The 21,868-nt window shown below is 44.1% G+C and carries 18 protein-coding genes; 4 read left to right on the top strand and 14 right to left on the bottom strand.

Translation table 11 applies throughout. The features are described from left to right. Positions 1 to 12: 12 nt before the first annotated feature. Complete coding sequence (locus tag B3Q63_RS09955; RefSeq protein ID WP_296176191.1) at positions 13 to 1,776, bottom strand: hydantoinase B/oxoprolinase family protein; 1,764 nt, start codon at positions 1,774 to 1,776, stop codon at positions 13 to 15. A 362-nt stretch (positions 1,777 to 2,138) separates the two neighbouring features. Continuing rightward, positions 2,139 to 3,086: an EamA family transporter gene (locus tag B3Q63_RS09960; protein ID WP_296176193.1), complete on the bottom strand. Its 948-nt coding sequence runs from the start codon at positions 3,084 to 3,086 to the stop codon at positions 2,139 to 2,141. Positions 3,087 to 3,268: 182 nt separating this feature from the next. Between B3Q63_RS09960 and B3Q63_RS09965 the strand changes: the two genes are divergently transcribed. Then, positions 3,269 to 4,681 (top strand): PLP-dependent aminotransferase family protein, encoded by a 1,413-nt coding sequence (locus B3Q63_RS09965; protein WP_296176196.1) that lies wholly within the window; start codon positions 3,269 to 3,271, stop codon positions 4,679 to 4,681. Between the two features lie 11 nt (positions 4,682 to 4,692). Here B3Q63_RS09965 and B3Q63_RS09970 read toward each other — a convergent pair whose 3' ends face one another. From B3Q63_RS09970 to yghU, 4 genes are all read right to left on the bottom strand, one after another. Next, complete coding sequence (locus B3Q63_RS09970; RefSeq protein ID WP_296176198.1) at positions 4,693 to 5,937, bottom strand: DUF819 domain-containing protein; 1,245 nt, start codon at positions 5,935 to 5,937, stop codon at positions 4,693 to 4,695. A 249-nt stretch (positions 5,938 to 6,186) separates the two neighbouring features. Next, complete coding sequence (locus tag B3Q63_RS09975) at positions 6,187 to 7,851, bottom strand: DEAD/DEAH box helicase (RefSeq protein ID WP_296176200.1); 1,665 nt, start codon at positions 7,849 to 7,851, stop codon at positions 6,187 to 6,189. Positions 7,852 to 8,448: 597 nt separating this feature from the next. Then, complete coding sequence (locus tag B3Q63_RS09980) at positions 8,449 to 9,744, bottom strand: DUF1176 domain-containing protein (RefSeq protein WP_296176201.1); 1,296 nt, start codon at positions 9,742 to 9,744, stop codon at positions 8,449 to 8,451. 329 nt (positions 9,745 to 10,073) lie between these two features. Then, a complete protein-coding gene (gene yghU / locus B3Q63_RS09985; protein ID WP_296176203.1) occupies positions 10,074 to 10,955 on the bottom strand; it encodes a glutathione-dependent disulfide-bond oxidoreductase in 882 nt (293 codons plus the stop codon). A 411-nt stretch (positions 10,956 to 11,366) separates the two neighbouring features. On the opposite strand from yghU, the gene B3Q63_RS09990 reads away from it, so the two are divergent. Beyond that, positions 11,367 to 12,743 (top strand): DHA2 family efflux MFS transporter permease subunit, encoded by a 1,377-nt coding sequence (locus tag B3Q63_RS09990; protein ID WP_201618436.1) that lies wholly within the window; start codon positions 11,367 to 11,369, stop codon positions 12,741 to 12,743. Between the two features lie 148 nt (positions 12,744 to 12,891). On the opposite strand, the gene bfr (B3Q63_RS09995) is transcribed toward B3Q63_RS09990, so the two are convergent. The 3 genes from bfr (B3Q63_RS09995) to B3Q63_RS10005 form a co-directional block, all read right to left on the bottom strand. Then, on the bottom strand, positions 12,892 to 13,374 hold the full coding sequence (bfr, locus tag B3Q63_RS09995) for a bacterioferritin (protein WP_201618435.1): 483 nt from the start codon (positions 13,372 to 13,374) through the stop codon (positions 12,892 to 12,894). Positions 13,375 to 13,451: 77 nt separating this feature from the next. Further along, the gene (gene bfr, locus B3Q63_RS10000) at positions 13,452 to 13,940 is read right to left on the bottom strand and encodes a bacterioferritin (protein ID WP_201565893.1); all 489 of its coding nucleotides are present in this window, start codon (positions 13,938 to 13,940) and stop codon (positions 13,452 to 13,454) included. A 392-nt stretch (positions 13,941 to 14,332) separates the two neighbouring features. Continuing rightward, on the bottom strand, positions 14,333 to 14,524 hold the full coding sequence (locus B3Q63_RS10005) for a (2Fe-2S)-binding protein (protein WP_201565895.1): 192 nt from the start codon (positions 14,522 to 14,524) through the stop codon (positions 14,333 to 14,335). Positions 14,525 to 14,810: 286 nt separating this feature from the next. Here B3Q63_RS10005 and B3Q63_RS10010 point away from each other — a divergent pair, with 286 nt between their 5' ends. Beyond that, the gene (locus tag B3Q63_RS10010; RefSeq protein WP_201565897.1) at positions 14,811 to 15,134 is read left to right on the top strand and encodes an ArsR/SmtB family transcription factor; all 324 of its coding nucleotides are present in this window, start codon (positions 14,811 to 14,813) and stop codon (positions 15,132 to 15,134) included. A gap of 271 nt (positions 15,135 to 15,405) precedes the next feature. Here B3Q63_RS10010 and B3Q63_RS10015 read toward each other — a convergent pair whose 3' ends face one another. The 5 genes from B3Q63_RS10015 to B3Q63_RS10035 all read right to left on the bottom strand — a co-directional run bounded on the left by B3Q63_RS10015 (position 15,406) and on the right by B3Q63_RS10035 (position 20,878). Beyond that, the gene (locus tag B3Q63_RS10015) at positions 15,406 to 16,128 is read right to left on the bottom strand and encodes a sulfate/molybdate ABC transporter ATP-binding protein (protein WP_183618246.1); all 723 of its coding nucleotides are present in this window, start codon (positions 16,126 to 16,128) and stop codon (positions 15,406 to 15,408) included. An 81-nt stretch (positions 16,129 to 16,209) separates the two neighbouring features. Beyond that, on the bottom strand, positions 16,210 to 17,178 hold the full coding sequence (gene cysW, locus B3Q63_RS10020; protein ID WP_227670880.1) for a sulfate ABC transporter permease subunit CysW: 969 nt from the start codon (positions 17,176 to 17,178) through the stop codon (positions 16,210 to 16,212). Next, positions 17,178 to 18,062, bottom strand: a complete 885-nt coding sequence (gene cysT / locus B3Q63_RS10025; RefSeq protein WP_296176209.1) for a sulfate ABC transporter permease subunit CysT — start codon at positions 18,060 to 18,062, stop codon at positions 17,178 to 17,180. Before cysT ends, cysW begins: the two co-directional genes overlap by 1 nt. A gap of 226 nt (positions 18,063 to 18,288) precedes the next feature. Continuing rightward, positions 18,289 to 19,392 carry a sulfate ABC transporter substrate-binding protein gene (locus tag B3Q63_RS10030; RefSeq protein WP_296176211.1) on the bottom strand — a complete coding sequence of 368 codons (1,104 nt, stop codon included), beginning with the start codon at positions 19,390 to 19,392 and terminating at the stop codon, positions 18,289 to 18,291. Between the two features lie 304 nt (positions 19,393 to 19,696). Next, the gene (locus tag B3Q63_RS10035; protein WP_296176213.1) at positions 19,697 to 20,878 is read right to left on the bottom strand and encodes a sulfate ABC transporter substrate-binding protein; all 1,182 of its coding nucleotides are present in this window, start codon (positions 20,876 to 20,878) and stop codon (positions 19,697 to 19,699) included. A 399-nt stretch (positions 20,879 to 21,277) separates the two neighbouring features. Between B3Q63_RS10035 and B3Q63_RS10040 the strand changes: the two genes are divergently transcribed. Next, entirely contained in the window at positions 21,278 to 21,811 is a 534-nt protein-coding gene (locus B3Q63_RS10040; RefSeq protein WP_296176215.1) for a hypothetical protein, read from the top strand. The last annotated feature ends 57 nt before the right edge of the window (positions 21,812 to 21,868 follow it).

Consider the following 21,868-nt stretch of genomic DNA (forward strand, 5'->3'; position numbering starts at 1 on the left):
TCAATGTGTGTTTTATGCGGTTATCTGGCGGCGTAAGCACTCAGTCTCAGCTTCATTGAGCGCCAGAGTTTCTGGGTCAATTACCACGCCGTATTCAATCTTTGCCGCAGAGATTGAGATAATCCTTTCTTGTACATCCTTGATGACCGCTTGAATATCGCGATCAAATGAGCTGCCGTAGCCGCCGCCACCCGGATTGGTATTGCGCGCGCGTTCACCCGGCGTGATTTCCGTAACGGTGTTTTTTCTATATAAGTCCGTTTGTCCGTCTTTATGTAGTATCTCTAGACGCCCAACTTTCAGCTCGGGTGAAATTTGTTCCGCGCCGCCGGCACCCATAGTAGGATGCTGACGACCTTCGCCAAAGGCAATAACCGTCATAGTATGGTCTAATGGCTCAACTTCCCAAACCGTACCACAGCCGCCGCGGTACTCGCCTGCGCCGCCACTGTCTTCTGCCAAGCCATATTTATGGATTAAGATAGGATACTGGTACTCCAATAGCTCAATATCTCCCGAGCTTAGCGCCCCAAAGCAGCTCAATGGCCCACAAGCATGCCAGCCATCCATTTGCTGGGTGGCGCCTGCGCCTGAAATAATAGACGCCAAAATCATGGTGACGTATTGCTCGCCAGTTTTTGGATCGATACCAGCGATATTAATCCCTGACGAATGTCCCCAAGAGGCGGTAACGCGCTCAGGTGCCGCTGCTTCAAATGCCATACGTACCGCGTCAGTTAAAGTTTCCATCGGCGTGGTCGTACAGTTGACATGCGGCGCCGGTTCTTTGGCATTACATAAGGTGCCATGCTCACCCAAATCAACGGTCACACAGCGATATAAGCCTTCGTTATATGGCGGCTCTACTTGGGCAAACATCATCAGCCCAAGTAATACTCCTGACATCGAGTTACCGGCATAAGAGTTGATAAAGTAAGGGACTTGCGGTGGACTGGTGATTTTAATATGCACGTCGCTGTCTTTGATGACAATGTCGGCGCTGATGGTCATATCGCCCAAGCCATGACCTGAGTCTTCTAACACCGCCTCGCCATGATAATCGCCATCTGGGATAGAGGAGATTAATGAGCGCATATGGTGGTCAGCCATGTTCTTTAGCTCTTCAATCGCACCGCGCACTGTTTCAACGCCGTATTTGTCTAGCAGCGCAATCATATTACGCTCGCCGACGGCACACGCCCCATACTGAGCATTGAGATCGCCTTCTTGGTTACGGCGTGAGCGCATATTACTGTGTATGAGGTTAATCACATCACGACGTCTGACGCCTTTTTCCCAAATCTTAATAGGCGGAATGCGTAAGCCTTCGGCATATATCTCTTTGGCGTCAGGGTTATAGCCGGCTGGCACAGGGCCTCCGATATCAGTGACATGACCTTTACAGACTGTCCAAAAGACCAGCTCACCTTTATAAAATACCGGCTTATACATACAGCAATCTAGGATATGGCTGCCCATCATCACAGGGTCATTATGATAAATGACATCGCCTTCATGAATGTCATCACCATAATATTCGGCAACGGCTTTCATGGCAGGCATGAGTGAGCCTAAATGAATGGGAATATCTTGCCCTTGCAAAATCATCTCAGGCAAATGATCAAACAGCGCATTACTGTAATCATGGGCTAAGTTAAAGACACTCGAACGTGCAGTTTTTTCTAAGGTGGTTGTCATCTCACGCTGCGCCGTTTCTAGGGCACCACGTACGACAGACAAGGTAATAGGATCTATAGAGGGGTGAGCGTTGCTCATGAAAGACTCCTTGTCGAGAAATTTGGGTCAAAATAAGCGCGTTTATATGGGCGAAATAAAAGAATATGCCGGTCTATACGACCACTTATCCTTACCCTTCAGCGCGCGCTTTATCTGGCTTATCATCTATCCTAATGATCAAGCTTTTTCACTATAGCGAGGTTTTGGCAAAATAGATTGACTGTACGTGCAGAGTTTTTGACTGTGAGTGTACAACTGTAGCTATAAGTAGCCTATTTTCATCTTTATCATGGTGGCATATAAAGCGTTTGACATAAAAAAAGAGCAATGCCTCATATGTGATGCACTACTCTTTTTGTCTATTCTTACTAACCTTACATGAAGCTATAAGTTATTCACCACTATACAGGAACAGACTTCCTGCCAAGGCCTATCTTTACATTTGCCAAAATCAGTCCAGATAAGATGAGCAGCATCGCTAGCATCTTCCACCAGGTCACTATTTCCCCTGTGAACAACACTGAAGTTGCCATACCGAATACAGGTACCAGCAAGGCAAAAGGCATCACCTTAGAGGCGATATTTTGACTAAGCAAATGCGCCCAAAGTCCAAAGCCAATCAGGGTTGAGACATAGACGATAAATCCAAGCGACAGCCAAGATTTAAAGGACGCCTGCGTAAATGTTGCAAGCGTCCATGCCTCATTTTCAAATAGCAGAGAGGATAGAGTCAAAACTATACAAGCAATCAGACCACCCCATACCACCAATGATAGCGCCGACAGGGCCGATATTTTATTTGAAGCTTTGTTGCTATTCACAGGCGCGGTAGTAGAGATATTACTAGTGCTCTGCTGCGTTGATGCTTGTTTTGAAGCAATATTGCCAAAGCTCCAGCCTATGGCTGCAATCAATATGCAGATAAAGCCAACCAAAGGCATATCACCGCCGAGATTGAGTGCAATCACACCTAACCCTAGCACGCCGACCAACATACCGATAATCTGCATACGACTCACCGCTTCACCTAATATGACATACGCCAGCAAGACAGTAATAAAAATTTGAACTTGCAATAATAGCGCCGTTAATCCTGCTGAAGCTCCTAAATGCATGGCGGTAAATACAAAGGCATACTGCACAACAAAGGTACCAATGGCATAGATAAATAGCGTACGGTTGAATTTGGGCGGTTTAAGGAACAGCACCAACGGCACGGCAGTAAAGAAAAAACGTAACGCGGTTAACATCAGTGGCGGAAAGCTTTCAAGCGCCCAGGCAATAAAGGTAAAGTTTACACCCCAAATAAAGGTAACCAAAACGGCTAATGCGATGTGTAAAGGGATCATAGGCTTGTCCTAAAGTGGCTGTCATTCGTTCTGAGTTGTTATTAATATTTGAATCTTAATAACCAACTATAGTTTAAATACCCATAACAGACCCGATACAGTTTTACGAATGGTGAACAAAGTGTATAGTCGCTCTTAACATGACAATTAATTATGACATTGAACAGATAAGCACATTCATTATGGTCGAAACCTATACGCTCAATCCCAATTTAACCAAGACTGCCGCCGTCGCTGAATGGCTACAACAGCGTATTGACTGGCAGATTTATCTGCCCAATCAGCGTGTGCCCTCGGTGCGAAAGTTAGCGAAACTATTGAATATATCAAGCTTTACAGTGGTACAAGCTTATGAGCAATTGGTAGCTACCAGTGTGCTAATCGCTAAACCCAGCTCGGGCTATTATGTCAATACGCAGGCAAATTTAGTTCAACCGAATGATGATAAAAGAGTAGTTGTTCAGCATCCGGTAATAGATACGCGCTGGCTAATACAGCAAGTTTTTAGTGATATCCCGCATAATCGCTCGCCAGGGGTGGGAACATTACCGAGAGACTGGGTACGTAATGAGAAGATGGAATGGGCCATACGTCAGGTCACCCAGCAAGCAGATGGCTTTATCTATGACTATGGTAATGTTCACGGCTATTTGCCGCTACGTCAGCAGCTGGTTCAACACCTGCATACACTGGGTATGCAAACTCATACCGACCATATAATTACTACGGCAGGAGTGTCGCAAGCCGTGACCATGGTGGCACGGCTGCTTACTCAAGCTGGGGATACGGTGGTCGTTGATGGGCCGGGCTGGTATTGGCTATCAAGCTGTTTGCAACAACAAGGATTAAACGTCGTCTCTGTAGAACGTGACCATCAAGGGCCTAATATTGAGCAGATGCAAAAGCTGTTTGCGATGCATCGTCCTAAGCTCTATTTGACCAATAGCGTGCTGCATAATCCGACCTCTTGTAACCTACATCCTGCGCGTGCGCACCAAGTACTTAACCTTATTCATGAGTACGATGCTTATATTTTTGAGGACGATTTATACGCCGCATTTGTACCGGGTGGTCAAGTGCTGCGTTATGCCAGCCTTGATCAGTTTGAACGGGTGTTTTATGCGACAGGGTTTTCAAAGTCAATGGCGTCAGGCTGGCGCGTCGGCATGTTGGTCTGTCCTGATAAGTATATTGATGATGTATTGCGTATTAAAACCTTAAGCAATTCAAACACACCAGAATTTGGTGAACGGGTTTGTCATCATTTATGGACGCATGGTGAGTATCGCCGGCAGATTAAAAAAGTGCAGCAGCATTTATATAGCGCTCATGAAAGAATGCGCCAAGTATTACCAAGGATAGGACTTATCTACCCTGAGCATACACAAGCAGGACTCTTTGTTTGGGTAGACACGGGGCAGGATACCAGCCAACTGGCATTAGATGCCTATAAAGCAGGTTGGTTGGTCGCACCGGGGCAATTATTTTACCCAGATGCCCGCGCCTCAACCCATCTGCGACTCAATGTATCGACAACTGGCGATGAGTTTTTGAGTTGGTTGGGTGATTATTTGGATAAAAGCTGTCAATACTGATAAAAACTCCATCACCCCACCACCAGCCGCATCATCTGCGTACTGATATAGCCGCCAAAAGTACCCACCGCATAGCCTAAAATACCCAAAAATACGCCAACCGGTGCCAGTGACGGGTGAAATGCCGTCGCGACAATCGGTGCCGATGACGCGCCGCCAGTATTAGCGTTGGAGCCGACCGCTAAAAAGAAAAACGGGGCACGAATCATTCGAGCAACCGCAAAAATAATCACGACGTGGATACTCATCCATAACAGACCAATGAGTAGCAAACGCCACTGCGAGACAATACCGGCGAGATTGATTTGCATGCCGATAGCGGCAATCAAGACAAAGATAAATACCGTACCGATTTTTGAGGCACCAACATGATCAAGGCGACGAATTTTGGTAAAGGAAAATACTACCCCTATTAAAGTGATAATCACCACCATCCAAAAGAATGAGCTGGCAAAGCTATACTGTACCGCCCAACTATAAGGGGCAAAGAAGCCTGCTATTTGACCGCCGACAAAGTGCGCCACCCCAACCATGGCGAAACACAAGCCAAACATCACCATCAAATCATTTAAGGTCGCTGGACGCGCATTGTCACGCTCATAGCTTTCAACTGCGGCAATCACTTTATCAATACTACTGCTATCCGCCCGTAAAAACTTATCTATCTTAGCGCTGTGCTTGGCCATGACCAAGATAGCCAATAACCATAGTGAGGCATTGGTGGTATCAACCAAAATCATCATGCCAAATAAATCATCACTGACACCAAACAGCTCTTTCATCGCCGCTTGGTTTGCCGCGCCGCCAATCCAACTACCCGCGACCGCTGAAAATCCGCGCCACAGGGTATCGTCGGTAAACATTTCAGGCGATATCCATTTAGCAATACCTAAGCTTATGGGACCACTGATGACGATGGCAATGCTAGCGGCAAAGAACATGGCAATGGCTTTCCAGCCTAAGCCTAAAATTTTAGGGACATCCATCGATAAGGTCATCAGCAGCAAACTGGCGGGCAACAGATAAGTGGCAGTAAAGCCATAAATCTGTGAGCCGATACCATCAGCGAAGACACCCAGACTGTTGAGCGTTGCTGGGATAAAGCAGCACAGCACAATACCCGGCAACACCGCATAAAAACGTCGCCAAAATTTACCGGGCAGCCCTTGAGTATAAAAAACCAGACCAATAATGGCCATGATAATGCCAAATGCTAATGGCAGATTGTCAATTGCTAAATAAGAGATGTCGGGCATCAGATGGCTCCGCAGCACACGATGAATAAAAGCTTGTCAGTATAGACAAGGCGAAAAAGACGCGCAAGCAACGATCTTGCATTGTTGATTTTTTATCGATGTTTTATCATTGACATAGAGCTACCTTACTATAAAACCATGACGCACAAAAAAGCCAGATAACAAGTATCTGGCTTTTTTGGTGCTAGGTTATAAGGTTAGGTTAAGAGTCTTAATAGACACTGTCGTTAACCATTATTGATAGCAGTATTACGAGTTGTTACTACGGTTGCCACCGCTTGAACGACCTTGACCACGGCTGTCAGCACGACCAGCTGGGCGACCTTGGCTGCCACTTGGACGACCACGACCCGTTGCAGCACGCTCACCGCGTGGAACGCCAGAGCTATCACCACGGCTAGGAGCACCAGTGCGCTTGCCTTGATACGGCTTGCCACCTGAACGCTCATTTGGTTTACCAGATGAATCACGTGGCTTACCTTGATAACCGCTGTCATTGCTGGCGCGTTGACCAGTCGATGCGCTGTCGCTTGAACGACCACGAGCATTAGCAGGATTGCCTTGATAGCCACCACCCGCGCGACCACGGCCTTGACCGTTACCGCCGCCACTTGAGCGTCCGCGACCACGGCCACGACCATTACCTTTGTTTTCGCTAGGTACATAAGTCTTCTTAGGCTCCATGCCTTCGATGACCGATACTTCCATTTTGCGATCTAAATAACGGTTGATAGCGTTTAGCTGTGGACGATCATCCATGCTACATAGGCTGATGGCAATACCCGTACGACCGGCACGGCCACAACGACCGATACGATGCACGTAGTCTTCTGTTTGACGTGGCAAGTCATAGTTAATGACGTGCGATAGTGCTGGCACATCAAGACCACGAGCAGCAACGTCAGTCGCTACTAAGATTTTACATTTACCATTACGCAAGTCTTGAACGATACGGTTACGCTTGCTTTGTGGCAAGTCACCATGTAAGAAGCTGGCTTTATGGCCTTGTTCTTGTAGAGATTTGGCTAATTTTTCAGTACTACGTTTGGTCGCAGCAAAGATGATGACTTGTTCCATCTCTTTATCGCAAACAATTTTGTCAAGCAAACGGTTTTTATGATCAAAATCGTCACAGTAATACACTTTTTCTTCGATGTGTGCTGATTCAACTTTGATTGAAACGCGCTCAGGGTTTTTGGTGAAGCTGGCAGCAATCTTGCCAACAGGGCCATCCCACGTTGCTGAACACATGATGGTTTGACGGTTATCAGGAGCGGCTTTCAAGATATCGTTGATATCATCAGCAAAACCCATGTCAAGCATACGGTCAGCTTCATCAAGTACCAAAACTTCTAGGCTTGATAAGTCAACGCGGCCCGCATTGATATGGTCAAGTAAACGACCAGGAGTCGCAACAATTACTTGCACGCCTTTTTTCAAAGCAGTAATCTGACCATTGTAAGGTGCGCCGCCTACTAATGGCACACAGAACAAACCGCGCATATCTTTCGAATACGTACGCACACTGTCATGTACTTGCTGAGCAAGTTCACGCGTTGGCGTTAGGATAAGGGCTTTGGTTAATTTGTCAAAGCTAGTGGCACGGCTTAAACGGTCAAGTACTGGGATAACAAATGCCGCTGTTTTACCACTACCGGTTTGCGCTGACAATAATAAGTCGCGACCCGCTAGAGCAAAAGGAATGGCTTGTTCTTGAATAGGTGTTGGATGGGTATAACCACTGCGATCAAGCGCGGTCAAAATTGGCTTGGCAATATTAAGTTCAGCAAAAGTGATTTTGTTTTCTTCAGCAGCGTCAGTAGTAGCCGCTTGATTATTAGTATCGGTATTTGGGGTATCAGTACTTTCGATGATGCCGTTTTCAGCGGCGATAGCAGATAAGATGTCAGTCATAGTAATCCTTGGTAAGTATAAGCTGCTGTAAATTCAGCAAGCTTGATGCATACCACTGATAACCGTTCACCACGCTGCATTTATAAAATAATTATCTCACCCTAAGAAAGGCTTAACAATCAAAAGCCAAGCTTATAAAGCTTGTCAATATTATAAAGGCGTTCGTGCTGTCTGACGTATTTTGGTGGTAGTGCCGAGTGTCTCATCCTTGTTCGTTAAAAGCGCATTATCCATGCTTTGTCCAAAGCAGATAAAGGCTGGTAACAACCAATCTAGCCCATATATGGGTTCGTAGATAAGATATGAGTCAAAAATAACGTGTTTTTCAATATGTATATGAAGGGTTATTTAAGTACACAAAATCATCGGCAACAATTACTTATGGTCATCCTAGACCCAAAATCGCAGGCGATGTTATCAATCTCATAATTCACGATAGTCTAAGCTAACGTGGCGACGCAGTATAGCATAACAAAAATGCAAGTAGTAGCTCTTTTTCTGTTTATTAGCAAAATAAGGGCTATAGCTGCAAATATATGCTTAAAAACTGATGCTAAACCAAGCCTTTAAGCAAGTTGCTGTTTTCATCCAATTTAATTATGTACGTGACACTTTTACTTCTGTCACATAGGTTGGTAATTGCCAAGCACCGCCTACCTCTATCAAGCGGCACATGCCTGTGGTGCTTTCATGGCTCTTCTCAAAAGCTTTGCCCGTCCATACCCAGTCGGTTTTAGATAAGCAGTCACCAATCCCGCGGCCTTTTTGCACCGAAGTTAATTTGCCATTGCTATAATCGGTTGCACTGGTCGTCACCAAGGTTGGTTGATAAGGCTTAGTGTCATTGAGCACCCAAGCGCCCATGCCAGTGTTATAAGCACCCATCCAGCAATCATGCTGTACGAGCAGCTGCTTGCTATTTAGACGGCTGACCCGCCAAGGTGACTTATCTGCTAAGTTTGGGCAATCCGTATCTGCATCCTTCATGGTGGTTTTCATCAGCTCTGCTAACTGCGATGAGCGCATGACAAACTTTCTCTTACTGCTAGAGATGGCTTTAGGGTTTGGCGTGACCAAGCGTAGCGCGGGTGCTGCTTTAGGCGCTAAGACACTGCTATTAGATTTGCTTACGCTATCGGTACTGATAAAGGCACTTGGTGTCCCTACTCGGCCCTGTGCTTCATCGGCTTTGAGCATGACAGCACTGGCACCTTTATCCGATAGCTGCCAGCGCGTATTGCGAATCACCAGCTCAATCTTGCTTGATTTAGTCAAGGCATCAAGTAGCGCGTTGACTTGCGCTGAGGTCAGCTCTGCATGACCTGCCGCCACCGAGTATGGCTTGGTTTCTCCGTAATCTCTATCATTAATAAACAAGGATATACGATGGCGGTTGCCAAGCTGCATCAATGCCTTTGCTGAGCTTTCTTTTGCGCCGCCAAGTTTGACCTTACCATCGACTGTGGCATTGGCCCCTGCGCGGCGCACCAATAATAACGACACCGGTAAATCGCTATTGTTCTCTGCTTGGTAACCTGCCAGCCGGCAAGTACGGGTATTATCGCAAGCCACTTGCCAATCTTGGTTGCTAAAATCAACAGCCGCACCAGCCTGCGCCGCTGAGCTAAATAAAGCCGTGCTAATGGCTGCAAATAAGGGTAATAAAATTTTCTTTGTCATCAATAAGGGTATCTTTTTTGTTTTTATAGGATTTATTGTGCGATGAGTGCTATATGTTAAGAGCTTGGATTTTTTATGGCGCTGTTGATTGGCATTGCTATTGCTGCTGCTACTATTTTTACTACCACTACCATAGTTAGCATGACCAGAATCAACTGTCATCTCACGCGTTAAGGGTGATGATACACGCGTCGTCTTATTATTATCCTTCATAATCATTACTCATTAATAGAATAAATATCAACACCTGCCCATTAAGGCGGTGGCTGCTATCTTAACGTACCAATGTTTCTATCTGTTATACTAATGTACCATTATGTAAAGACGGAAGGATAGTGATGATTCAATATATAGATAAGTATATTTGGAATAAAGAATATATTATACGGAATATAGCAAGCAAAAGGTTAATAAGCAAATTGCCTATTAACCTTTTTTATTGAGCTATATGATGAGCGGGCTATCGTCAATAATCGTTGAAATAGACAGCTTAAAATACATGCTTAAGGAATGAGATTCAGTAATCAGACTCAGTAATGGGCTTAAACAATAGGCTTAAGCGCTAGATCTACTGCGCGTTTAACCGCTGGACGTTCGGCAATTTTTTGCGCCCAACGCTTCAGGTGCTTATACTCCTTTACTTGTAAGAACTCGGCGGCATCATAAAGCTTACCAAGTACCAGTTGACCATACCATGCCCAGATAATCATATCGGCAATATTATAGTCAGACTCAGCGTTGCCACACATATACTCGTGGTCTTTAAGATGCGTATCCAAAACATCAAGCTGGCGTTTGGTCTCCATCGTATAGCGATTGATAGGATACTCTAGCGGTTCAGGCGCATAGGCATAAAAATGCCCGAAACCGCCGCCTAAGAACGGCGCGCTACCCATCTGCCACATCAGCCAAGACAGACAGTCTGCCCGTGCTTTACCTTGCTGCATCGGGATAAATTTGCCAAACTTTTCCGCTAAATATAATAAGATAGCACCCGACTCAAAAAGTGCAATAGGCTCGCCCGCCTCTGAGTTATCTACAGTAGCAGAATAATCTACCAGCGCAGGAATTTTTGAGTTGGGGTTGATAGCGACGAATCCTGAGCCAAACTGCTCACCTTCAGAGATGTCGATTTGATAGGCGTCGTACTCAGCACCCTTAATATTCAGCTCAGCAAGCTCTTCTAACAGGATATTTACTTTCACGCCATTGGGCGTATTTAATGAATACAGCTGTAAAGGCGCATCGCCGATGGGCAGTTTTTGCTCATGGCGCGCGCCAGCCGTTGGCCGATTGATACTGGCGAACTTACCGCCATTTTCGCTGTCATTTTTCCAAACTTTAGGCGGAGTATAGCCGCTAGCATTGTTGTTTTGAATGTTGTTGTTTTTATCATTGCTTGCTTGATTATTATCATTACTCATAAGATTACCTACTTTTTTTATTGCTTTATTATGTGTTGTTTGATTGCTCTTTACCGCTATCTACTATAGCGAGGATTGATGCTTTGATTAAAGCCCTGTCTTGTAACCTAATTTTTAAGAGTCATTAAAAGGAATGTCAAAGCGTTTAAGGGTAAATTTCTAATGACTGGGCGTATACCGTTACTTTGCTACTCTTTAACTCAAAGGTAGTTGTTTTTATACTACCCACACCTTAGCGGCTTTTTAGAGACTTGGTTTTTCAGAAATATAGTTTTCTAGAGACATAGTTTTTTATAAACATAATTAAAAATAGTTAAAAGACGCTCTAATCAGCACTTTTAATACACTCTTAAATCCCTCTTTTAAAAACTGCGCTTAGCAACAATGGTCGTAAGATATGGTGATGTCAATATGGTAACCCTAACCCCAACCCAAGATAAATACCTGCCCTATGTGCTAGCGGTGGCGTTATTTATGCAAATTTTAGATGCCACCATCTTAAATACTTCCCTGCCGCAGATGGCGCAAGCGCTTGGTGAATCACCGTTAAAAATGCAATGGGCGGTCATCAGCTACGCGTTAACCCTTGCGATTTTTATTCCTATTAGCGGATTTTTAGCCGATAAATATGGCACACGGCGGGTATTTTTATACGCCATTATCATCTTTTGTATTGGCTCACTATTGTGCGCCGCTTCACCGACATTAGATTTCTTAATTGGTTCGCGCATTGTACAAGGTATTGGCGGCGCGATGATGACCCCTGTGGCACGTTTGATATTGGTCAAGTCCTATCCACGCAACAAGCTCTTAACCGTGATGAACTTTGCAGTGATACCGGCGTTGATTGCGCCGTTAGTCGGACCGGTATTAGGTGGTTATATCGTGCAATATACCAGTTGGCATTGGATATTTTTAATCAATATCCCCATGGGCGTTTTTGGTTTTATCATGGGTAAAAAACTGGTACCGGCGTTATTTGAAGATACCAAACGTTTAGATTGGACAGGGTTTGCTTTGTTTGCCGCAGCCGCTTGTGGTTTTACCCTTGCGGTAGAATTTGGCTCACAGACAGGTCGTGGATTTTACGGTCTGCTACTTGGATTAGGGGCAAGTCTATTGATAGGCGCTTATGTATGGCATGCTAAACGCCGCGCAGCACCACTATTTCCCCTAAGCTTGTTTAATATTCGTACCTTTCGCATCGGTATTACTGGTAACTTATTCACGCGCTTAGGTATCAGCGCTGTACCCTTCTTATTGCCACTATTGCTACAGGTGGTGTTCGAATACTCGCCATCGCAAGCCGGTTGGCTGCTAGCGCCCATTGCCGTTGGTGCAATAGGTATCAAACCTTGGGTCAGTAAAATCATTCAGCGCTTTACCTACCGTAAGGTGTTGGTGGCTAATACCTTTTTAATCGGTGTACTCATCATTGTCTTAGCGCAGTTTAACGATGCCGCAAATTGGATTTGGTTTATTCCTATCTTGACCGTCATGGGTGCTTGTAACTCAATGCAGTTTAGTGCCATGAATACTATTACCATCGGTGATTTAGAAGGCACGCAGACCAGTAGCGGTAACAGTTTAATGGCTGTCAATCAACAACTGGCGATTAGTTTTGGTATTGCCTTTGGTGCGGCGTTATTAAATCTGCTGCGTGAGCGCTTCGAGCTTGATACCTTGGTGGCATTTCAAACCACCTATTGGATACTCGGTATCATCACCATTCTCTCGGGCTTATACTTTTTACGCCTTAAACCTCAAGATGGTCGCGGCTTGTATTAAGTATTTTTATTGAAACTATCAAAAAACGAATGGTATTTATCTACTTTGAATACAGAAACGTTAGACATAAAAATGCCAGCGTATACTAAGAGAAGTCTTAAATTGACTTTTTAGTATGCGCTGGCAGGTATCAGCACTTTTTATAATTTTAAGGCGCTTTATCGTCATCCATTTGCGATTGGATATAGTTTTCAACGCCAATATCTTTAATCAAGTCCTGTTGCGTCTCTAACCAGTCTTGATACTCTTCGTTGCCGTCTTTTAAGCTGACGAGCAGCTGGCGCGAGACATAGTCACGCTTGCTCTCACATAAGGTGATTGCATCGGTGATAATATCGAATTTCTGCTTCTCTAAACGCAGATTGCAATCGATAATCTCTGGTACATCTTCCCCAACCAACACTTTACCGAGTTCCTGCAAATTTGGCAGACCATCTAATAGCAAAATACGTGCAATCAGCTCATCTGACCATTTCATCTCAGCAATCGATTGCTTATATAGTGAGTCATTTAACGACTCTAAGCCCCAATGGCGTGCGATACGTGCATGCAAAAAGTACTGATTGATGGCTATCAATGACTGACCGAGCACTTTATTCAGCGCACGGGTGATCTCTTTATCCCCTTTCATTTTTCTCTCCCTATATTCATTATTCTTTTATTACCGATAGTTTTAACAAGTGTTAAAGGCGCTTAGTAAATGAAATACTAAACAATATCAGGAGACACTTCTGCCATCTGGCTTTGCAAATAGTTGGATAGACCAATCATATCAATCAGGCGTAACTGCTGCTCTAACCAATGAGCATGATCTTCTTCGGTGTCTTTGAGCTGCTCAACGAGCATCTCACGGGTGACATAGTCATGCTCTGCTTCACAAAGCGCAATGCCGTCTTTAAGGTGCTGCTGTACCTGATACTCTAAATTGAGATCGAGCTGCAACATCTCAGGAACCGTCGACCCAATATTAATCTCGTTGACGCTCATCTTAGGCGTACCGCTCAACATCAAAATACGGCGGATAATCGCTCGGGCATGCAGTGTTTCATCGTGCATCTCATGGCTGATACGGTCATACAGTTTGCCGTAATGCCATTCTGCGTACATCTCAGAGTGAATGAAATATTGGTCACGAGCTGCAAGCTCACCACCTAATAAAAAATTTAAATAATCAATGACCTTTGGGCTGCCTATCATCACCTATACTCCTGTATTTTTATTTATTTGCGTCTACATTCATAATAATACATATATAGAAAGTACTATTAGTAAACTAATCAGTAAAGATTAAAACCAACGAAATGTCTTACAAAGTAAGTCAGATATAGTAGCATACGGGAATAACGGCGCTTGTAACGATATGAACTAAGAATAAGATTCTAATTGAGAATCATAATTAACTCGCATAACGAGCCTTAGTGTTTGAGAATTTTAACGAGGTTTTTCATGCACTTATTTAATAAAATTAACAAGGAATGTTAGAGAGTTTAAGATAAATAAGTGCAGATAGTAGATATCATTGAGTACTGCCCTGCTACGCTTTTTATTGATAGCAGATCATCAATAATAGCAAAGTCTGCAAGGAGTGCTTAAACGGCATAAGCCAACGCATCAAGTTTGGCGTGATGTTCATCAAGGTAGTCATTGACCATAGGTTCGCAGCAGCCACAGCAAGTCGCTACATCAAGGGTATCTTTTAAACCGCCTAACGTATCAATGCCTGAGGCAATCGCGGCTTTAATTTGTTTTTCTTTGACGTCGTTACAGATACATACGTACATGTGCTGGCTCCTACATAAATGTCAATCTTGTTATTCGTTATAATAACGATAATTATTACCATTTACAATAGTATTTAAGGTATTGTTCAGTCAGATCGTTATTACTACAGGGTTATCTTACCCTTACTTAATCCATGTAACTGCATATAACCTTGAGTGTAACTATAACGTACCAAAGGTAGTAAAATGGCGACGAACTGTAAATTTGCTCATTTTTTAATCGATTTTACAGATGACTGCTGTTATATTGACCCCCTATTAACTAAATCCATATTGGAATTGTTCTATGTCTAATAATAATTCTACGATACAACCGCTTGAGTTATTTAAAGTATTGTCTGACCCAACGCGCTTAAAAATCTTCCAAATCTTATTTAACAAAGAATCGCGCTGTGTGGGTGAATTGGTAGAAATACTTGACCAACCACAGCCGACTATCTCGCGTCACTTGAATCATTTGAAAAAGCTGGGTATTTTGAGCTGTGTTCGTGATGGGACATGGATGTGGTATGAAGTGTCTGATAATCTACCAGAATGGTGCCAAGAGATTTTGGAAATCACCTATAAGCAGATATCGACCAAAGACATCAATATGCCGAAGCCTGCTTAGCTTGATACTAAGAGCAAGAGGTATTGATATAGTTAGTTCAAAATAAAATCGATGTTAATAGTTGGGTGCGACTGATTTAAATTTTCCTTGCTTGCTGCTATCACAGAGGCTACGAAAAATTCATCCCCGTCACACTGTATCTGTTTTAGAGTGAAGCCACTATAATCAATACTTCAGTGCAAAAAAAAGACCTATAAATGATAGGTCTTTTTTTGTTTTCAAACTTTGTCTTAAAATACGCCTCTAAGATAAATACGCCTTTAGATCTAGATTATACTAAGTCTAAGAAATCACTCACAAAGGCGTTGGCTGGCTGGTGAATCAGCTCCTCTGATGTGCCTACTTGCTCAACGCGACCATGGTTCATCACCACAATCTCATCAGATACCGCCCGCGCCTCTTCTTGGTCATGCGTCACCATGATGCTAGTAATACCCAGCTCGTGGTGGATATTCTTTAGCCAAGTGCGCAGCTCTTTACGTACCTTGGCATCGAGTGCCCCAAACGGCTCATCTAACAGCAGTAATTTTGGCTTAACAGCAAGCGCTCGTGCCAGCGCAATACGTTGACGCTGACCGCCTGATAACTGATGCGGATAAGCATTGGCAACTTGCGGCAACTGTACTAAATCTAGCAATTCTGCAACGCGTTTATTGATATCAGCCTTACTTGGGCGCTCGTTTTTTGGCAGCAAGGTTAAGCCAAAACCGACATTATCGGCGATATTTTTGTGGCGAAATAACGCATAGTGCTGAAACATAAAGCCGATATGGCGCTTTTGTACCGGTGTATTGGTGACATCTAACTCATCAAATAATATCTGCCCTGAATCTGCATACTCAAGACCAGCAATGATACGCAGCAAGGTGGTTTTACCGCAACCTGAAGGACCAAGTAAAGTGGTCAACTTACCCGTCGGTACAGTGATATTGATATCATCTAAGGCGGTAAAGTTACCGAATTTTTTATTAACGTTGCGAATCTCGATACTCATAATGGGTTCTCTTATTATATTTTTGGCTTAACGTCTTCATGTGACAGATGGCTTGTTAACGACTGCTTTATAGCATAGCGCTTATAGACGACCGCTACTTTCTGCCAAGGTTGCATCTTTAGGGTTTGATGCATTGCTAGCATTACCAGCATTGGCACTAACCGGTAATTCAGGTACAGTTGCTAAGCGCTCAGACTTGGCAAATTTGCGCTCTTGCAGCTTGGTCATCACTTGTTGTATTAGCAGCGTTACCAACGCCAAAGCAGCAAGTAAGCTCGATAAGGCAAAGGCGGCGGTAAAGTTATAATCGTTATAAGCAATCTCAACCAATAGCGGCATGGTATTGGTTTCACCGCGAATATGACCGGAGACCACGCTGACTGCGCCAAACTCGCCCATTGCCCGTGCATTGGTCAAAATCAAACCATACAGCAGCGCCCATTTGATATTCGGTAGCGTCACATGCCAAAAGGTCTGCCAACCTGTCGCACCTAGCGTCAATGCTGCTTGCTCTTCACTATCACCTTGCGTCTGCATCAGCGGTATCAGCTCACGGGCGACAAACGGAAAGGTGACAAATAACGTCGCTAAAATAATCCCTGGTACGGCATAAATCACCTGAAAGCCCATGCTTTCAAGCCAGCCACCAATCGTAGAATTCAGCCCGAACAACAGCACAAACATCAAACCTGCAACCACCGGCGACACCGAAAACGGTAAATCAAGCAATGTCGTCACCAGCTGCTTACCTTTAAATTGATAACGGGTCACGAGCCACGCAATTGCAATACCCATCACCATGTTAATCGGCAACACAATCGCCGCGGTAATCAAGGTTAATTTAATCGCTTGTAAGGCTTCAGGGTCGACCAGTGAGGCAATATACAACTGCCAACCATTTTTAAAGGCTTCATAAAAGACCGCGAACAGTGGCACGACCAACATGATAACCATAAATAACACCGCGATGGTGATAAAGGTACGGCGTATCCATGGCGTATCTTTAGTCGCTGGGTTGCTTTGGTAGTCGTAGCTATTAGAGATTTGCATTAGCGAGCTCCTACGCGGCGCGACAGCTTCCACTGTACGATATTAATGGTCAATAAAATCACAAATGAGATCAGTAGCATAAAGAGTGCAACGGCTGATGCGCCTTGAATATCAAACTGCTCAAGCTTACTGATAATGATTAATGGCAAAATCTCAGACTGCATCGGAATATTACCGGCGATAAAAATCACCGAGCCATACTCGCCTGTGGCACGGGCAAACATCATGCCAGCACCCATTAACAGTGCTGGCAACAGCTCTGGTAAAATCACCTTACGAAAGGTCGTAAAACGATTGGCGCCCAATACTGCCGCTGCCTCTTCAAATTCAACGGACAATTCTGCCAATACAGGCTGTACAGCACGGACGATAAAGGGAAAGCTGACCACCACTAAAGCGAGCCAAATACCTAATGGCGTAAAAGCCACTTGAATATCAAACTTAGCAAACCACTGCCCGATTAGACCATTAGGCGCATAAAGGGTGGCAAGCGAGATACCCGTAACGGCTGTCGGTAGTGCAAATGGTAAATCAACCAAGGCATTAATCAGTGATTTACCCCAAAACTCATAGCGCACCAGCACCCAAGCAACCAGCGTACCAAACACCATATTGGTGAGCATCGCCAAAAACGACATCCATAAGCTGAGTTTGATAGCAGCGGTCACTTGCGGCTGAGTAATAGTCTCCCAAAAACCCGTCCAGCCCATCTGCGTTGTGGTATAGGCCATCATGGCAAACGGTAGCACCACCAGTAATGATAAGCTAAAGACAGTGATGCCCATGCTTAGCCCAAACCCTGGTAGCACATTGCGCTGGCGCAAGCGTGTCAGCCAACCTTTTTTATTGACAGGTTTGCTGGCAGGAGAAGTTGTTGCACTCATAGTGATGTCCTATTGCCTAACTGATGGCGCTTATTTGTTGCTCGTAAGCACCACGTGATATCAGATGTATTTATTATTGGTCTGCTTAAGCGATAAAGGACACAGCGTGGGTAGCCATGTCCTTTATGTGCTCGGACGTTACTCTAAAGCTGACTGCTTAAACGCTATTTAATATCAAGCTCATAAAAACTTTATAAATGGTTTACGCAGTCAGCGTACTAGCGGCTTACTTTGGTGCATTAATGGCTAACTGATCGAACACGCCGCCATCGCTAAAGTAAGTGCTCATGATTTCATCCCATGTGCCAAAGGCATCATTTGGACGGAAAGTATCGATAGGTGGCAATTTATCGCTGTTCTTATCAAGCACACTCTTCACACTTGGGCGCAGATATAAATTGGCTGCCAATTGCTGAGCAGGCTCGCTCCATAAGTAATCAAGATAAGCTTTTGCCGCATCAGTCGTACCTTTTTTATCGGTAACAGTCTTCACGACAGCGACTGGGCTTTCAGACTTGATAGAGTATTTAGGATAAACGATATCCACTTTACCCAAACCAAAATCGGTCGCTGCTAAATTGGCTTCGTTTTCAAAGGTCACTAAGACATCACCGATACCGCGCTGAACGAAAGTCGTCGTCGCTGCACGTCCACCATTCTCGTAGACTTTGACATTTTTCAGCATGTCTTTGACGTAGTTTTTGGCTTGCGTTTCATCTTTATTAAAGGCATGTAAACCATAACCATAAGCGCCTAAGAACGCATAGCGACCATTACCCGTGACTTTTGGGTTGGCCATAACAATCTCAACGCCTTCTTTGGTCAAGTCTTGCCAATCGTTAATACCTTTTGGATTGTCTTTACGTACTAAGAAGACGATGGTACTGGTAAAAGGTACGGCGTTGTCTGGGAATTTACTTTCCCAATCTGACTCAACCAAGCCTTTTTTCTCAAGTAACTCGATATCTGAGCCTTGGTTCATGGTCGCCACATCGGCTTGCAAACCATTAGCAACCGATAAAGCTTGCTTACTAGAGCCACCATGTGACTGTTTGATTAAGATATTACTGTTTGGGTTCTCAGCTTTATAGTGCTCAACGAATAATGGGTTGTAGTCTTTATAAAAGTCACGTGCCACATCGTAAGAGACGTTTAATAGCTCAATATCTTGCCCTTCGATAGTGGCTGGCGTGCCTTCAGCGTTGGTGGCGGGCTCAGTCTTTTCGCTATTGCTACAGCCTGCGATACCCAACGTAAGCGCCACACCGGCGATACTTAGTACGCTAAGCGTTTTGTTTTTATATTTATAACCTGTGGTATATGATGTCATGGCTGCCTCAAAAGGGATTGGTTAGTGAATGCAAGTATGCTAACAGCGCCAGCTTATTATGTTTAATGATGAATATGCGTATGTTATTGCCAAAACGGAATATAGAATTTATAAAGACAAGGTTATCAATAACTTAAATACGATAAGCAATAGATAACCTTAAATATTTTATAAATTAACACTTTGGTGCCAAGACGTTTATTCATTATTATTTATGGTCATTTAGCGCTTTAACCACTTATAAACGGCTTTATAAAGCGTTAAAAGGGTTAAAGCAGCTAATAAATGGCTTAGGCGTTACCTATTATTTCACCCGCGCTAGCTGATCAAAACGCCCACCATCGACAAAGAACGTCTCCATGATACTGTCCCAATCTCCAAACACGGCAACCGGCTCAAAGGTTTGAATATCCTTTAAAGTACCTGTATGGGCTGCGAGCACCTCTTTGTTGCTCGGACGCAAATACATCTTTGCCATCAGCTCTTGCGCCGGTTTATCCCACAGTGTTTTTAGATAAGCAGTTGCCGCAGTAGTTGAGCCTTTTTTCTCAGTCACCGAGCTGACGATTGCCACTGGATTATGAATGGTGATGGAGTAGCTAGGATAAACAATATCCACTTTACCTTTGGCATGCTGAGTGGCGACCAAATGTGCCTCGTTTTCAGTGGTAATAAGCACATCCCCTAGCCCGCGCTGGGTAAAGCTGGTGGTCGCAGCGCGCGCACCATTGTCATAAGTCACGACATTGGCGAGCACTTTTTTCATAAAAGCATCGGTTTTTTGTGGCTGAGTGACCGATTCTTTAAATTGGTGCAATCCTGAACCATAAGCGCCCAAAAAGGCATAGCGCGCCGTACCGCTGGTTTTCGGATTGGGCATTACCACGTCAATATCCGCACGCGCCAAATCTGCCCAGTCTTTAATATTTTTTGGGTTGCCGCTGCGTACCAGTAATATCATGGTGGTGCTATAAGGAACGGCATTATCAGGAAACGCTTCGCGCCAATCTGCTTTTACCAACCCTTTTTCAACCAACATATTCATATCGCTTTCTTGGTTTAAAGTCACCACGTCTGCTTGTAAACCATTGGCGACCGACAGCGCTTGTTTACTTGCGCCGCCGTGCGATTGCTGGATATCAACGTTACTATCAGGATATTGCCCCTGATAGATACTGGTAAATAGCGGGTTATAGTCTTTATAAAAATCACGTGAGACATCGTAAGAGACGTTAAGTAGGCTGATATTTTGCTTATCACTTGCCCCACTATTTGTGCTATCGCTCGCGCCGCTTTGGGTAGCTTCGGTAGGATTACAGCCGGTCATTAGCATGGCAACGGCAAGAACGCCGCCCAACTTAAAGCTGAAATTAAAACGGCCAGCGGCAACTTTTGATTGCCTGCTTTTATTGTCAATAAATGCTTGAGCATTAATCAATTCAAGCTTATTAGATACTTTTTTAATGCGTCGGTTCGTTGCTTGCATAGCGGCTCTCGATAATGTTGATAGAAGCATTTCTTAAAGTATTGGCCACCTTATAAAGGTTTATAATCCTTTTGATTCGATTCTATGGATGATGAGCGTTATGCTAACAGCCTGCGAGGCAATCGCTTAGTGACAAATGCGCTTATCGAGTTATTAACTTGGCATAAGTAATTTTGTTAGTTATTCTAAAATGTTTATTTTTCCTGAGTATTTTTGCGATATAGTGATAAGCAGACACTTTTGAGTAAGTTATGGTATTGCTTACTATCTAGACGAGACTTTATGTAAGCGATATTATCCTCTACAGCCTTACATCTATGCCAATCAAGCAGTTTGCTTGGATAGGCAGTCATTGCAACCACCACCCCTTTTATCAACTCCCTTATCAAAGGTACTTAAATGATTATGTCTCCACCTCGTTATGCCCGCCACTCACGCTTTTTTGCCGTCATTTTAACCACCTCTGCAGCTTTACTTACCTTAAGCGGCTGTAATAACGTGTCGCCCAGCGTAAATAACCAAACCATTAAGCAACCAAACGCTACTATCACGCCAGCTGTACAAGCAGTCGTTGGAGATTATGCTTCTGAAGGCTATCACAAGCGCGCACAAGGTTCTGATTGGGTTGGGGTGATGATACGAGCAGATGGCGCAGACAACGGCGACCAAATTAATATTCAGGTACGGGCGCGTAGCGATGTGAAAAAACCAACCTGTCATTTTGATGGTAAGGCGATATTAATGGGTCAAGACGATGCGCACGGTGTTATTTTCCAAAGTAAGGTCAATGACAGTCCGGCTTTTTTTCAATTTAAGGACGACATCTTGTCTATTGATAGCCAAGATAAATACGCCCTGAATTATTTTTGTTCGGGTGGTGGCTCGATCGTTGGCGAGTATCAGAAGCTTGAGGGAGATTTAGAACTGCATTAACCGCTTTAATGGTTAGCTTTAGATAATAAAAAAGGTGTCAGACGTTTAATCTGACAC

This window comes from Psychrobacter sp. UBA2769, assembly GCF_002352555.1.
Lineage (GTDB): Bacteria > Pseudomonadota > Gammaproteobacteria > Pseudomonadales > Moraxellaceae > Psychrobacter > Psychrobacter maritimus.